Below are 14,356 nucleotides of genomic sequence, written 5' to 3' on the forward strand. Positions count from 1 at the left end.
TATACTAGGGATAAGGAGGTGCTAGCCAAATGATTAATGAAGGAGAATCAAGAATTGCTGATGTCATTCACGACTTGGAGGAAGTTTTGAAGGGGACGAAAGAAAAAGAGCAGAGCCTACGTTTGCAAAAGGCCATTAATACGCTTAAGGAACATTCTGTTACAGTAAGGTTAAAAGACACCACTATTACATTTTTAGCAGAAAATGCAGATGATGTTGTAAGTGATTCTGAAGCCAGTTATCACCCAATCACATCTCATGCTGTAAAACCAGTTGTTATTGGACTTTCAGAGGAAACAATAGATGAAAATGGTGTAAGGTATATAGATACCAAAACCGTGGCCGATTATTATGGCGTATCAACAGAAACTGTTCGCAATTGGATTAAGGACGGAAAGATTTCAGGTAAGCAATTATCCAATCGTGGGAAATGGTTCATTCCAGCTGAAGAGTTTGAGTATCTCAAGGAGCAAAGAGAAAATGATGATACTGAGGGTGAAATAGCTCAACTTCTTGGAGAAGATTTTGGTGACGATTGGGAAGTTGAATTAGCTGAAGAATAAAGGGGAGAAACGCGTGGTTGTCATTGCAAAAGATACAAACTTCGTTACTCCCAGAATTCTTCATGGTGGAAAATGAGGTAACCAAGAAATAAACTTACTAGACCGTTTGCTGTCTGATACCGTTCTTTTCCCCACTTTGACAATATTAGGAAAGTAATTTGATTAATGACAGGCACTTGTTGATTAAAGGGTGGCCATCTAATATCTCTGGTGTTACACAGAGAGAAAAATCAAGAGATTAAAAAGGTTGCAGTTCGCCACAGTCTACAACCACTAAATAACTTCCTAGAAAGATTACATAAAAAATACCAGGCACTCCGACAAAAGGAGCGCTTTTAAAGCATATTTACTAATATTGTTTATTTTTATCGGCTTTCTTTACATCGTTACTTATTATTATAGGCTTGATTCTTTCTCTAATTCTTTCGTGAATAAATTCTTCTTCAAAACCGAATTCTTTTAGTAGATAAAACTCTAAAATATTTCGGAGGATATAGAAACCATTTATTAAGTCTTCACCTTTAAGAGCTCTATCTTCAAGCTTTTTATCATAATGAGTATAATAATTTCTTGTGTCTGCAATTACTTTGGGAAAGTCAAGATGGTTTATATCAACAGTATAAAAATAGAAAGTATAGTCTGCTATTAATAAATCAGCTAAACGACTTCTTAAAGTTACGTACTTATGACTACCATTTAGTAAAAATTTTCTATCTTCATCCCTAAAGCCTTTAGGCCTAATAGAGATTAACTGTTCAACCCTTTTCTTAAAATCAGGTAAAGTATTGCATATTCTACGTGAGTGGTATGTTTCTAGTGCTTGTACCATGTTTTGAAAATGGCGACTAATAGATAATTTCTCGTTATATATACTGTCTATATACAACTCTATTATTGGTTCCATGATTGATGATATTTCTTGCCATTTTGAGAAGTTAGCATTTCTTAGCTCATTTAAACTAAAAAGAAAATCATGTCTAAGTCTGCGTCGCTTATTTTTATTTTTGCTGATGCTTTCTTTAAAAGCGTGAATAACCTCTATTGGTCTACTATGTTTTACATCATCATCAAATTCATAATAAATCTCAGGCGATTCTAGTATCACTTTATCAAAACTAAAAGGTTCCGCCATCGCTATTTCAATAAGTCTTTTCATTTGTTTGGCCTTACTCATAAACCACTTCAATCGCTGAAGAGACTTAGATTCAACTATCAGATAAGGAGTTTGTTTTAAAGTAATCTCTTCCTGAGTAAGATTAAAACCTGGAGAGGAGAAATCTAAAAAATATGATAAGGAATATTCATCGTTAGAATAAATTTCTATTGGTTCAGTTATGTCTAGCTCTATTAAAATGTCACTTTTACCATCGTATTTTGGCCTTAAATAATTGGAAATATCTCCCCATTCTATTATTCCAGGTATGCTTATTCTCATTTTTGAAAATCTAATATCATCCGTAGTTTCAAAGTCAACGCCATCAAGCATATAATTTGCCTGATATCCAAAAACTTCTTCTGAACCAACTCTACTCTCAGTTTTTATTCTTATACAGTCTAATAAAGTTATTTTTGCTCCATTCATTGTGGAGCCTTTAATAAAAGGTATTTCAAGTGGAAGTTCTAAAAAACTCATAATTGGTCCACTGTTAGGTATTCGAATATAAAGAGCTATTCCTCCTTCATCCTTATTTAGGTACAAGTCACCATAATACTCTTTTTCTGAGTTGTCTATTTTCCAAGTTCCAGTTGCTGAAAGGCTGACTTCCATTTAGATCATCCTTTATTTATTGTTTTATCTTAATAGTAACATGTTACTTAAGGTGGTTCTTTCATAAAAACTTGATTTTATCAATAACATTATCAAAATCTCTTCTACCGTCTTCTTCAGGCTTTACAAGTAAGTGCTCAGTATAATTCGGATACAGTATTTGTCTGTTTTTTAATAAAACCACACGTACATATGCTGCATATTCTGTTTCGCCATTTCTTCCTAATCAACTTCTCTAAAGCAAACCTTATTGATAAGTGCCAAGTACTTATCGATTAAAAAATTGTGCGAATATATAAACAGGTAAGAGGGTGTCCCAACAGGTCGTTGAATGACGGCTTTAGTGGGACACCCTCTTATACAGTTTTAAAGTTTAAAAATAAATGAATAGGTTTATTCCATCTAAAGGGGACTGAAATGGTAAAATATTGTTATGGTATCTTTTACTATTAAAATTATGTGTTTACTAACAAACTAATCTAAAAGAGGGATTGATTATGACAGTAAAATTCATTTCACATTTGGGTACTAGCCCTGATATTGTCATTGACCAAATGCGTTTAACCTTAAATGAAATTATTGCAAAAGCACATCGCGTGAAACAAACAACAGAACTAGATGCCATACTTACGAAAATGAAAGAATTATTCTTTAAATTAAACATGGCCAAGTTAACAATTGACAAAACTATCCTATCGATTACCGGTTTACAAGGCGTCGGAAAAACAAAAATTCTTCGCCATTTATATGAATTAGACGATACATTACTTCCATCCGATGCAGGACGTGGAGAAGTATTACCTGTACTCTTTACCGAGACAAAAGGGATCAGTTTTCCTAAATATTTCGTCCGTCGTGCCATTCGGAACCATGCTAACATGTTTGAACTACATGATATCGAAGTAACGTTATCAGAGTTTAATCAGATTGCGGCAGATAATGAGATGGATGAGCTATGGCTTGAAGTTCGCCTCCCACAGCGATATTTCAATACTGAAATTTCTTTAGTTCTTTTACCTGGATTTGAAAAAGAGCGAAATCAAAAATCTCAAAGGTACTTAGAGACATTTTTAAAACTTTCCACGTCAGTTGTGCTTGTTTTTAACCATAAAAAACTGGCACAGTTGGATCAACAATTATTGATTGAAAAAATAGCATTGGATTATAGAGAAAGTGCCCCAGTCTTTGCTCTATCTTTTGCGGAGGAACTAAATCCTGAGCAGAGAGAGCACTTAATAAACGATTTATCTCGTAAGTACAATATCCCTTTCAATGAAGCTGATCGGCTTGTTTTTACCGGGACAAGTGAGGATCTAAAGGACTATCCGGAAAAAATCATACATGCGATTCGTCAGTATTCCTTAACCAATGCTAGCGGATATGCAATGCAGATGCATATGCTGACTTCTCTAACGAGTGAACTCATTATGTTATCATCATCATTCGAAGAGGAGATCAACTCGATTAAAGCAGATACCCTAAAAAAACATCTGCAAAATGAGAAGAATAGCAGCCAACTCGGTTTATATGAAATTCGCGATGCCTTCCGTCAATATCGCGAAAAGGTAACCAAAGAGGTTAGGAATGTCGTAAACAGAACACTTACCGCGCACGTGAACGAATGTTCAGTTCAAATGGATGAGTCAATCAAATCAGAGAAATATAGTCCTCTAGATAAGTTTAAATCTGCATTTATCAAGCAGAGAACTTTTGAAGAACAGCTTCTATTTAAAAATGAGATTAAAGAAAAGTGGAAAGGCAAAAACGAGGTGGAGGCAGAAAGAAGACTAATTAATGCTTTAGAGTCTTTTGTTGCGAATGAAACCCGTTCCTTACAAACGCAAACCACTCAGACAAAACTCGAAAAACCCGTCAACCCGTTGCTTGCTCCTGTAAACCTTTTGGAAAAAAGCAATGCAGCAGTGGATACTAATAGTGTGATTGAGACGGCGTTAACTAATATGGACCGTTACATGAATTTAGGGGTAAGTGACTTATCGATAACACTAACTCGGGACGATTTAAAAGTTTTGCCAATTGTGGCGGTAGGGATTGCACAAGAGATGGTAGTTGCCAGCCTCATTTTAGAACATGAAAAATTTGATCGGTTAGATCAAGATGTAAAAAACGAAATCTTGGATAAATCCAACAAGTTGATTGCGGAGTTTCAGGATTTAGCTGTATCTACGTCTACTGTGGTAAAAGGTGCTGCCATCTTTTTTGGAATTGATGCATTGGATGGAACGGTCAATACATTTGGTGCCTTGACAGGTTTGTTAACATCATTAGGCGTATCATCAGCAGCGGCTGCACCAATTGGATTACTCATTGTTGGCGCAGTTGGTAGCGGCCTTGCAATTAATAAAGGATCAGAACGAATTGAAAAATATAAATTTGAGCGAAGCCAACTATCGAAAGAAATCTTTCATTTGTTTGCTAACGCACAAGAAGAATCTATTATTGCAACGATTAATAACATCCTAGACAAAATGGAAGAGAAATTAATCGATACCTACCACGCGAGAAAAGGCACGGATAAAAACTTCGGATTACTGGATGAATTGGACCATCGCATCAGTCGCTTACAAAATCTGTGCGGTGAGATGCAGGAGTTGGCTTTTAGAAATGAATCCTACATTCACTAAATTTCATCAAAATCGACTTGAATGGGCCTTTCAAGCGAAAAAGGAATTCATCGACCATTTCGTAAGGTTGGATGTAGAGATTTCGGAGTCCACTTATTCAAAAGAGCTGTTGATATCAGTTTACGGACCCACCCAAGTAGGGAAGACGACGGTAATACTCTATTTGTTAGGGATTAAGCAGGACAAGCTTGAGCAGTTATCCACGTGGCTTAGGGGCAGGAGAAAATTAGGCGAGTCCTCTACGGTAACGGTGATGCGCTATGAACGGTCGCAAGATGAATATTTCCATTTACGACTGCCAAATCATTATGAGAGAGTCGGACTAACGGGAGAGCAATTAGAAGCAGAATTGCACTCCCTTCGTTTCAATGTAGAACAGGAAGGAGCTTATTCTGTAGAACCGGTTACGGTTGAGATTCCTTTCTATTTTTTCGAGGAAAGAGATGTTCATATTAATATTGTAGATTTACCGGGAATAGAGTCTGCCGAATTAAAAGAAGTAGAGCACGTAAAACAATGTATAAAACACTGGCTTCCGTTAAGTGAAGTTTGTTTACTGGTGGACGATGCGACACAACTAACTGCCTTTACGCAATATACCTTAAAAGGGATCAAAAACTGGTATGAGCAACTTAGTAATTTTCGTGTCATCCCTACACGGGCATTATCTTTGGATAACATTCGAAGAAAAATCCAGAACGGCCTGATTGTCTCAGCAGACGACTTAATTGCTGATTATGCAAAGGTTTTAAATCGTGTTTTGAAGATGGATCTCGACCTTTCTAAAACCATTTATCCGATTGATTTGGGTAATTCTTGGAATGTGATTCGGGAAAAAGAACCTTTTTTATACGAAAAAATGAAATATATCATAGCAGAGATTTTGGAGAATTTGCAAGAGGATTTAGAGAATGTGGAAGTCAATGAACTATCTTTCAATCGTTTAATGGGATTGTACAAAGAAGCGGAAGAAGCAAGTAAACAAGAGTTGGAACAGCAGCAAGATAAAATAGATAAATATAAGAAATTCATAGAACGACAAACTTTTATGTTTGAGCAGGAACAGGAAGCGGACGTTCAACAATACGAGCATATACGTAAGGAGTTAGACCTCTATCAAGACTTCATGAATAGAATTAGGTTTCAAGATGTAAATCCTGATGCGATTATGCACCGGATTCATCAAAATATTCGTTACACGGATAGTGATCGGAAAGCAAGTGCTATTAATGAAGCGGCATCCAAATTACAGCTTGGATTGGAAAAGGAATTGGATGCTAAACTAAGGGCAATTAAACAAGAAGCGAGCATCTTAAAAATATCAGGTACCCATCAGTTAGAGCTGCCTTATCTTTATCCGATTCCGAAAGTTGAAAAAATGTTTGATGCTTTTAGGTTTGAGAAAACCTATAAGAAGGCTTTTTATGAGACGACGGACTATGCATTTGATTGGGTAAATGTGATGTATCAAAATTTTAATCACCTCATTAAGCCCATCTATAATAAAGTGAAAAATCAGGTAGAACTTTTGGAGAAACAGGTTTTAGATTTAAAGTTTGTAAGCGAGGAGAGAAAGAAAAAACGAGAGAAGCTGTTTGTAATGTACCAGGAGGAAAAGGGAAGGTTTGAAAGCCACTATCAAGAAATCTTAGAAATGTGGAATCAAGACCGGGAACATGCGACACAGTTACAAAGCTATTTTATTAAGCATTGGATGAATTATAAAGCGGAGCTGCAGTATCATTTTCTATACGGAGATGAGAAGGAACGCTGGCTTGCATCGCAGTATCTGCAGCTTTTATTACAGGACGGGAAGAAAATAATTGAATCTTTAAACTGAGGCGAAAAATCATATGGTGAAAACACATTTACCAACGAAGAGTGAATACGATAGGGCAGTCGATGAATTAAAAAAGTTAAATGAAGATGTTTTTTATGATGATTTTAAAGACAAAATCGAAAAACTAGAAAAAAGTTTCATTGAAATAACCGTAAGCCATTCAAACGATTTTAAAAAAGAAGCCGAAAATATAAGTAGCCGAGCGAGTATGTTATTTCGTCAGATGGAATCGCAACAAAAGGAAATAAAAGGCTATTTGGAAGAAAAGCAAAACCATATCATTCAAAAAAACCAGGATTTCCTAGAGTTAGAAAGGACTCAGCTATTATTTGTTTATGAAGAGCTGCAAAAGAGCATTCAGTTATTTAACGAAAGAACGTTAGAATTGCAGCAAACTGTTGAGAATAGGACCAAGGATTTGCTGGGTCACACGTTACAAGCTATTGGAAATGTTTCTAGCGAGGTAACCGAATTTACAAAGAAACTATCGAATTCAGACGAGAGAAATATACAATTTCTAAAGCAAAACGAGGCCTATGTCACGCTAACAAAAGAAAAGCTAGCCTTAACAGAAGGAAAAATTGCTTCTCATATGGCGGCCCTTCAAGATATGGAAAATCAGCTGAAACAGATGCATAAGCGATACGAAGAAATGTTTCAAAGACATTCAGATTCGATCAAAACTATTTTGACGGTTCGAGAAGAAGCACTCATCAATAAAATTACCCAGCAAATAGAATACTCGGACGCAAAACATTTTGAACATCATGAGAATATGAAACGGGAACTCCAACAGTGGCACGAACATATGGAAGCTCTTAATAAAAAAAGTAATGACATACTAGGGTTGATTTCAAGTAGGATGTCCAGCAAAGAAGATTTAGAAAATGTAGAGAAAAAAAGTAAATGGAAACTGAATTTCCTCTTGGCTATCGTGGCAATCGAAGTGATTGTTATTGGGATTAACTATTTTTTATAAAGAGTCGTGGTGTTCCTCTTCTATATGATATTTGCTATCATGTGACCAATAACCGGGATGGAAAAAAGTGTCACATGAAGTGTTAACCCTGTTCTATTTTTGGACGGGTTTATACACTTTTAAGTATTAAACTCAACTTGTACATACGGGTACTTTAATGGAATTAGCTATAGAGTAGTAAAAGCTCAGAGCTAAGTCTCTGAGCTTACAAATTTTCAAAAGTACTAATCGTTTGTTTTTCTTCTTCTTCACGAAGTTCTTTAATCACATGGGAATAGTACTTATAAGTGGTTTCGATATCACTATGCCCCAATCGCTCACTTACATAATTTATGGAGACTTTTTTATATAGTAGGACACTTGCATGTGTGTGCCTCAGTCCGTGCATTGTAATCGGATCAATCCCGAGGCCTTCTAAGGTTTTACGAAGGAGCTTGTTGGCATTTGTGTTACTGATTACTTTGTATTTTGACTCAGGGCTATAAAAAACTAACCCATACATATTTGGCGGTAATATCTCAAAGAGTCTATTAAATGTGGCCATTGTTTTTATATCTAATTTGATCGTACGAATGGATGCTTCATTTTTTGTCGGACCAAAACCTTCGGGATGCCTTTTTGCATAACCCCATGTTTTATCAATTTTTATTGTGTTATGTTTAAAGTCGAAATCCTTTCTTGTTAGTCCGACTAACTCTCCAAAACGTGCACCAGAAGTCAAGCCTAGTAATATTAAATAATACCCTAACCCTTGGTCTAACAGCTTGTAAATCGCTTGACGCAATCTTTTAGTTTCTAAATAATTTAAATGTTTTTCTTCTGGTTTCTTTGCAGGATTTGTCCAAGTTAATACGGCTTTCCTAGTAAAATCATTCTGGATAATTTGCTCCTCAATTGCATCCTGAACACACCCCCGGATATGCGTATTTACTTTTTCTACTGTTTCTCGTGCCTTATCCGCGCCAAATTTATTTAAAAATAATTGATAGTCATGGCGCTTAATTTCCTGTAAAGGCCTACCGCCAAAATATTCTTTAATTGCTTTGGATGTATAATCGTAATGAAGCTTTGTTGTTTTTGTTAAATTGGATTTATAAAGATTCACCCATTTTTCGAAATACTCATCAAACGGCATTGGCTTTAGATGTGGTAAAATTCCTTTACTTAATTGCGCTTCTATTTCTGCTGCTGCAATTTGTGCCTCCTTTTTGGTTTTGAATCCACCTTTCCTTATCAGCTTTGATACTCCGTTTACCATATGACTTACAGTAAATTGATAGGTTTTACCCCGTTTTTGTATACTTGCCATTCTATGATGTCACCTCACTATTGATAGTTGGGGTAAACAGGCGCAGTAAGGTGCTGCGCTCGGTAATATGGTAGAATGATAGGTTTTAAGCAAAAATCCGGTCAAAATTTTCGTCTAAAAACTTTGCCATTTGTGATGCTTGAAAGGACCATGTTTGACCTTTGCTTTTCGGGTAGAAAACAAAACCTCCATTTTCAACGTCAAGTATCTTTCGGAATCTTGTCGGATATAGGATATTTTCCTTTATCCACTCACTTTTTCTATTAACTCTCTTTTCAAGATCTTTCATAGACCAATAGACCCCTGTTAATTGCAGCTTTTTCAGTTCCTGAAGCTCTACCTTTGAAATGATTACTGTATCGTTTGGAATCGGAATATTTAAACTCACAGAGAGTAGTTGTGAATTTGATGTAGATAGCTACCAAAGTTTGCTTGATATTATGGGTAAACTTTAAATTGAATAAATAAAATATTTGTAATGTATATGCAGGTGAAAACTAATTCACCTGCATATTTGGTAGAAACCTGTAAAAATATTGGTGGAGGCCATTCTATGAATAAGGATGAAAAAATCCAGTATGCCAATTATTTAATTGATGAAATTACTACAAAGTTTCTTCAAAAAGATAATCCATATATCATAATGGAAGGCTATGAGTATTTTCGTGAAGTGATTACACTTTATGCAAAACAATCAAACTTATTGGAAAGTACTTTGCTATTAATTGAAAATAACCATGCTGAGGAAGCTTATGTATTAGTAAGGTCAATGCTAAACAACGCAATGTTAATTGATTACTTATGTAATGATGATGATGGAGAAAGATATAAAAATTACATGATACAACCTACTAAAGCTGAGCTTTCATTCTTTTACGATATTAAGAAGGCATTGAAAAATGGCTGGCTTAAGGAAGCCCCTCCAGAGTTAGATAAGAGAATAAAAGAATATGAGGAGCTTCTTAAAAATGAAGGCTTTACAACAAAAAAGAAAACTAGAGGTAAACTTCAAGATGGTATTGACACAAAACTGTTAAACATAAAGGGAATGGCTTTAACTGATGAACTCTTATTTGCTCACTACATGATGTTTTATAGAGAGGGAAGCAAATACGAGCATTCAGATTTTTCCTCATTAGAAGTTTATTGAAATCCAATTGAGAATCTTCCTAATACAGTTGCTTTTATTTTGGATTTATCAAGAACTGATCCGGTACTTGAAGAAAAGTTGTTGAATCTTGCTATTACAATTTATTCTCTTACTTTCATTAGACTATTGCAGCATATAACTAATAAACAGGGTCACTTAATACAAGAAGAGAGAAAGCCCGAGCTAGCAAAACTCTCTTTCATAATTCAATCTAATAATTTATACTTTCCATATACGAAGCAAGAAAATCCAACTAAATGAAAGTGGACGCTTAATGAAAGAGGGAAAAAGGAAATAAAATGTTTATGATTGTCTATTACTGCATTCTGATTAACTCTAGGGTCTTAACCTAATGCTATTTTACATGTTGGAGGATTCTTATGGATATAAATGAAGAAAGAGAAAAATATATTAAAGAAAATCCAATGGATTATTTAAAAGCTTTAGAAGTCCTAAATCGTTTCCCGAACGATGCTTTTAATACGATTTATAAAATAATAAAATTACATGTTCCTGATGAGGTTTATAAATATTACTCGTTAACTAACAATGAGGAACTTAATAATATGAAGTTTACAACATTAGAAAACAGAGAAGTATACCTATCATATGCAAGTGATTTTAATGACCCTTTTGATAATCGATCCTATTATTATGATGTTGGGAGATTGAAAAAATACAAATTTGGATTTTTCTTTGATGAAAGTTTTGTAGAAGATAAAATAAAATATACAAGATTGGCATCCTTTTCAAAGTCAGGGATTAGTAATTTACCAATGTGGGCGCATTATTCCAATAATCATCATGGTTTTTGCGTAAGTTACTCAACAGACTTTAATAAAAATAAAGAACTTAGCCCATCTTTATTTCCGGTACAATATTTAGAGGGACGAGTAGATGTTACGGAGTATTTTGAAGGCTTTTTAATTAATGTAGAGGATAATTACGCAAATGCTATTAAAGAACAACAAAATGAAATATTAATTGATAATTTAATGTTATTATGGGTTCAAATCTTAACTTGTTACATTAAACAGAAGAAGTGGGAATACGAACAAGAATTTAGAGTAATGAAACCTGCAAATGTTCTTAAGGCTGATTATATGAGAGCAAACCCATCAGCAATTTATATTGGTTATAAATGCAAAGACGAACATATAGTCCGATTGGTTAATATTGCTTTTACTTTAAATATTCCAATTTATAAAATGGAATTAAATCCAACCTCAGAAGACTTTGAACTTGTACCAAAAATAATTTCTTTATAAAACGCAAAGCGTGGATCAAGTATTTTCCTAATACTATGATTTACAAATAAACTTAGGGAATAGGTATGAATGTTTTAAGATATTAAACTTACCTTTCTTGAATAAATTTTGCTCATCTAAATCTTTTTACACAAATTTTACACATAACTAGTAAAAAACCTTATAAACTCAATAACTATCAAACTATATCGACCCCGACCACCAGTATCAAAAAATTTAGTTTCCTTTTGTACTAAGTATCCATTTAGACTAATGATTCTATTATCTAAATGGATATTAACTTCTGTTTTCCTTCTATTTCATAAACTTTTTTGATGCTCAAAACAATAAATTTTTCCTTGGAACTTCTTATTAGATAAACAGAAGGATTTTACTTTATCAGATACTGGTTTCTGACAGACTATACATTTAGTTTCCTTTTCTTTTTATCAGTGATGTTCTTTTTTCTTTGATAATATCTATATGCTGCTTTCTAATTGCAGCGTCTGTAATATTAGCATTCAAAAGTGAATTGTATATCGTCTCAATCTCATTTTTTAGAAAAATCGGCTTTTTGTATTGTAATTTAAGAACAGCCACCTTTCTATTAATAAAATGAGTTAATTCAACGTCATAAATTACCAATTCATTAGAATGAATCTTTCTCAATTCTTCCTCAATTTTAAAAGTGCATCTCTTTGTAAAGGAAACCAATGAAATAAAGTATTGCTGGTATTTATCTTCTATAAAATTTTTGAGAGCTTGAATATGACCATAATTCTGCATTAAAGGATTCATCATTTTAAACTTACCATTGATTAACCAAGTTTTTTTATTTTTGCCTCCATAAATAGTGCCTTGATAATTCTTTGTTTCAATTACGAATAAACCATAAGGGGTTATGATGATGTGGTCAATTTGGGAATATCCCGTTGATGATTTAGGATTTTTAATTAGTAAATCACTTAAGTACATATAATCTTTAGATAGTTGGGATAGTTGAATATCGATTTTGTATTCTCCAAGTTCACCTTTTCTAACTGCAGTTCGGTCGTCCTTTTTTTTTGTTGTCGCGTTGTTTGTCTTTTTTACAGGGATTGGAGTTTCTTTCATATTATTATTAATGTTGTCTTTCTTATTTTTAAATAGAAAATCTAAAAACATGATCTGCCTCTTTCTATGGGAAATATTTCATTATACTTTAATATCGACTTACATGGACAAACTTGAATAGAGGTATGCTTAATAAGGAAATCCAGTATTTTTGACTATTAATATATTTGTATTATTATTTCTTAAACTTGGAGGGAATAAAGAAAGATATAACTCCACTACTTCCAAAAAAACAACTCTTTCATACTCCCCATTTCTCTTTCCTACCAAACTTAGTATAGTAAATATATATTATCCAATAAATAAACAAAAAAGCCCTGGAGGATGAGTACAATCAAAAATGAACCATTATATCAGCAAATTCAAAACAAAATAATAGAGCGAATAAAGGAAGGAAAATGGAGAGTAGGAGACAGAGTTCCCTCTGAAAAGGAATTAATGGATGAATTCCATGTTAGCCAAATTACTACCAAGAATGCACTAGCTGGCTTAGCTGATAAAGGAATTGTGGAGCGGATCAAGGGGAAAGGGACGTTTGTCATTGAAAGTAGTTTTACAGGTTCAATGGCTCAGAATCAAACTTCAAGTGGGTTGATTGGGTTAATTATTCCAACGATGAAGACGAAGGTGGAACAGGATTTTGTTAGTTTCCTTGAACAGTATGTGACGGAACGAGGGTATAACTTAGTCATTAAGATTTCTAGAGAATCACAGATAAAAGAGGCAGAGGCTATTGAGACGTTTCGTGCTATTGGGGTGGAAGGGATTATTATTTTTCCAGCAGAAAAAGAAACGTATAATGAAGCGGTTCTTCGACTTACGTTAGACAAGTTTCCTCTCGTATTGATTGATCGATATATGAAGAATATTTCTACCTATAGTGTAAGTTCAGAAAATACGCAAGGAGCGTTTGAGGCTATTTCTTATCTGTTGAATAAAGGGCATGAACAGATTGCACTTATCTCTCCATTAATAACAAACACGGTGACGGAAGAACGGGCAAAAGGATTTGAACAAGCTTTTTTAAGAAAAGGAATTACAATTGATAAAAATCTTTGGCTAACGTTGCCATTTGATAAAATATCGGCTGATGAAACGCCTGCACTGATTAAACAATTTTTAATGGAAAACTATCAGCTGGCTTGCCTGTTTACGATGAATGCAGAACTGGCACAGTATGCATATCGCGCTATTTTAGAAGTCCAAAAAGAGTCCTTTCGTCCAATAGAGTTAGTCACTTTTGATTGGCCTGGAATAGAAGGTGTAACTTTTGTACAACAGGATATTCAGCAATGCAGCAAGGATACGGTGAAATTATTGATGCAACAACTAGCTGGCGAATACGATCCGAAACGAATTTTTATCCCGGTAAATGTAGTGCTTGCTGCAGGAAATGAAAAATAAGGAAAGAGTATGCTACCTCATTCATGGTGGCTATTTTTTTGTCTTAAAATTGTCCCCTTCCTCCCGTTCAAATACTTTCCTTTTTTTTCTAATAAGTAGGACTTTTCAATCAAAAAAGTATAAAAGGTATATTATATACTAAGTTTAGTATATGTTTGTGGATTGGGATAATATAAGATGTTTGTAAGCGCTTTTAAAAAAGTGACGAAACAACATTTTTAAATGGAGCTTAATAGTTTTCCTTACTTCTGAGATTTTACTAGATTACTGGTATCCAGGGTGTACAAATCAACTTATAGCTGATCAGGTATACCCTTTTTATATAAATGGTAGTGCAA

11 protein-coding genes are annotated in these 14,356 nt (G+C 34.2%); 7 read left to right on the top strand and 4 right to left on the bottom strand.

Annotation, left to right across the window (positions count from 1 at the left end):
* The first annotated feature begins 29 nt into the window (after positions 1-29).
* Positions 30-563, top strand: a complete 534-nt coding sequence (locus ACWNMZ_RS05845) for a helix-turn-helix domain-containing protein (protein ID WP_051640932.1) — start codon at positions 30-32, stop codon at positions 561-563.
* Between the two features lie 349 nt (positions 564-912).
* Here the strand turns inward: ACWNMZ_RS05845 and ACWNMZ_RS05850 are convergent, their stop codons facing one another.
* On the bottom strand, positions 913-2,331 hold the full coding sequence (locus tag ACWNMZ_RS05850; RefSeq protein ID WP_031536479.1) for an ApeA N-terminal domain 1-containing protein: 1,419 nt from the start codon (positions 2,329-2,331) through the stop codon (positions 913-915).
* Between the two features lie 521 nt (positions 2,332-2,852).
* On the opposite strand from ACWNMZ_RS05850, the gene ACWNMZ_RS05855 reads away from it, so the two are divergent.
* From ACWNMZ_RS05855 to ACWNMZ_RS05865, 3 genes are read left to right on the top strand one after another with little or no spacing between them, the layout of a single operon-like run.
* On the top strand, positions 2,853-4,976 hold the full coding sequence (locus tag ACWNMZ_RS05855) for an SMC-Scp complex subunit ScpB (protein WP_109768755.1): 2,124 nt from the start codon (positions 2,853-2,855) through the stop codon (positions 4,974-4,976).
* Positions 4,957-6,816 carry a hypothetical protein gene (locus tag ACWNMZ_RS05860; protein WP_251629275.1) on the top strand — a complete coding sequence of 620 codons (1,860 nt, stop codon included), beginning with the start codon at positions 4,957-4,959 and terminating at the stop codon, positions 6,814-6,816. Before ACWNMZ_RS05855 ends, ACWNMZ_RS05860 begins: the two co-directional genes overlap by 20 nt.
* 13 nt (positions 6,817-6,829) lie before the next feature.
* The gene (locus tag ACWNMZ_RS05865; RefSeq protein WP_251629274.1) at positions 6,830-7,795 is read left to right on the top strand and encodes a coiled-coil domain-containing protein; all 966 of its coding nucleotides are present in this window, start codon (positions 6,830-6,832) and stop codon (positions 7,793-7,795) included.
* Between the two features lie 205 nt (positions 7,796-8,000).
* Here the strand turns inward: ACWNMZ_RS05865 and ACWNMZ_RS05870 are convergent, their stop codons facing one another.
* Both ACWNMZ_RS05870 and ACWNMZ_RS05875 read right to left on the bottom strand, forming a co-directional pair.
* Positions 8,001-9,104: a site-specific integrase gene (locus ACWNMZ_RS05870; protein WP_251629273.1), complete on the bottom strand. Its 1,104-nt coding sequence runs from the start codon at positions 9,102-9,104 to the stop codon at positions 8,001-8,003.
* An 85-nt stretch (positions 9,105-9,189) separates the two neighbouring features.
* Positions 9,190-9,492 (bottom strand): DUF771 domain-containing protein, encoded by a 303-nt coding sequence (locus tag ACWNMZ_RS05875; RefSeq protein ID WP_031536474.1) that lies wholly within the window; start codon positions 9,490-9,492, stop codon positions 9,190-9,192.
* Between the two features lie 165 nt (positions 9,493-9,657).
* On the opposite strand from ACWNMZ_RS05875, the gene ACWNMZ_RS05880 reads away from it, so the two are divergent.
* Positions 9,658-10,254, top strand: a complete 597-nt coding sequence (locus tag ACWNMZ_RS05880) for a DUF5677 domain-containing protein (RefSeq protein WP_042356887.1) — start codon at positions 9,658-9,660, stop codon at positions 10,252-10,254.
* A gap of 380 nt (positions 10,255-10,634) precedes the next feature.
* Positions 10,635-11,522 (top strand): DUF2971 domain-containing protein, encoded by an 888-nt coding sequence (locus ACWNMZ_RS05885; protein ID WP_031536472.1) that lies wholly within the window; start codon positions 10,635-10,637, stop codon positions 11,520-11,522.
* 408 nt (positions 11,523-11,930) lie between these two features.
* Here the strand turns inward: ACWNMZ_RS05885 and ACWNMZ_RS05890 are convergent, their stop codons facing one another.
* Positions 11,931-12,665 (bottom strand): nuclease-related domain-containing protein, encoded by a 735-nt coding sequence (locus ACWNMZ_RS05890; RefSeq protein ID WP_449598360.1) that lies wholly within the window; start codon positions 12,663-12,665, stop codon positions 11,931-11,933.
* Positions 12,666-12,938: 273 nt separating this feature from the next.
* Between ACWNMZ_RS05890 and ACWNMZ_RS05895 the strand changes: the two genes are divergently transcribed.
* Positions 12,939-14,018: a GntR family transcriptional regulator gene (locus ACWNMZ_RS05895; protein ID WP_251629269.1), complete on the top strand. Its 1,080-nt coding sequence runs from the start codon at positions 12,939-12,941 to the stop codon at positions 14,016-14,018.
* Positions 14,019-14,356: the final 338 nt, after the last annotated feature.

It is taken from the genome of Niallia sp. Marseille-Q9988 (assembly GCF_976954375.1).

Bases quoted from the DNA above. Each gene is read 5' to 3' on its own strand.
- ACWNMZ_RS05895 (WP_251629269.1), top strand. From the start codon at position 12,939: ATGAGTACAATCAAAAATGAACCATTATATCAGCAAATTCAAAACAAA.
- ACWNMZ_RS05890 (WP_449598360.1), bottom strand. From the start codon at position 12,665: ATGTTTTTAGATTTTCTATTTAAAAATAAGAAAGACAACATTAATAAT.
- ACWNMZ_RS05865 (WP_251629274.1), top strand. From the start codon at position 6,830: ATGGTGAAAACACATTTACCAACGAAGAGTGAATACGATAGGGCAGTC.
- ACWNMZ_RS05845 (WP_051640932.1), top strand. From the start codon at position 30: ATGATTAATGAAGGAGAATCAAGAATTGCTGATGTCATTCACGACTTG.
- ACWNMZ_RS05850 (WP_031536479.1), bottom strand. From the start codon at position 2,331: ATGGAAGTCAGCCTTTCAGCAACTGGAACTTGGAAAATAGACAACTCA.
- ACWNMZ_RS05885 (WP_031536472.1), top strand. From the start codon at position 10,635: ATGGATATAAATGAAGAAAGAGAAAAATATATTAAAGAAAATCCAATG.
- ACWNMZ_RS05870 (WP_251629273.1), bottom strand. From the start codon at position 9,104: ATGGCAAGTATACAAAAACGGGGTAAAACCTATCAATTTACTGTAAGT.
- ACWNMZ_RS05860 (WP_251629275.1), top strand. From the start codon at position 4,957: ATGAATCCTACATTCACTAAATTTCATCAAAATCGACTTGAATGGGCC.
- ACWNMZ_RS05880 (WP_042356887.1), top strand. From the start codon at position 9,658: ATGAATAAGGATGAAAAAATCCAGTATGCCAATTATTTAATTGATGAA.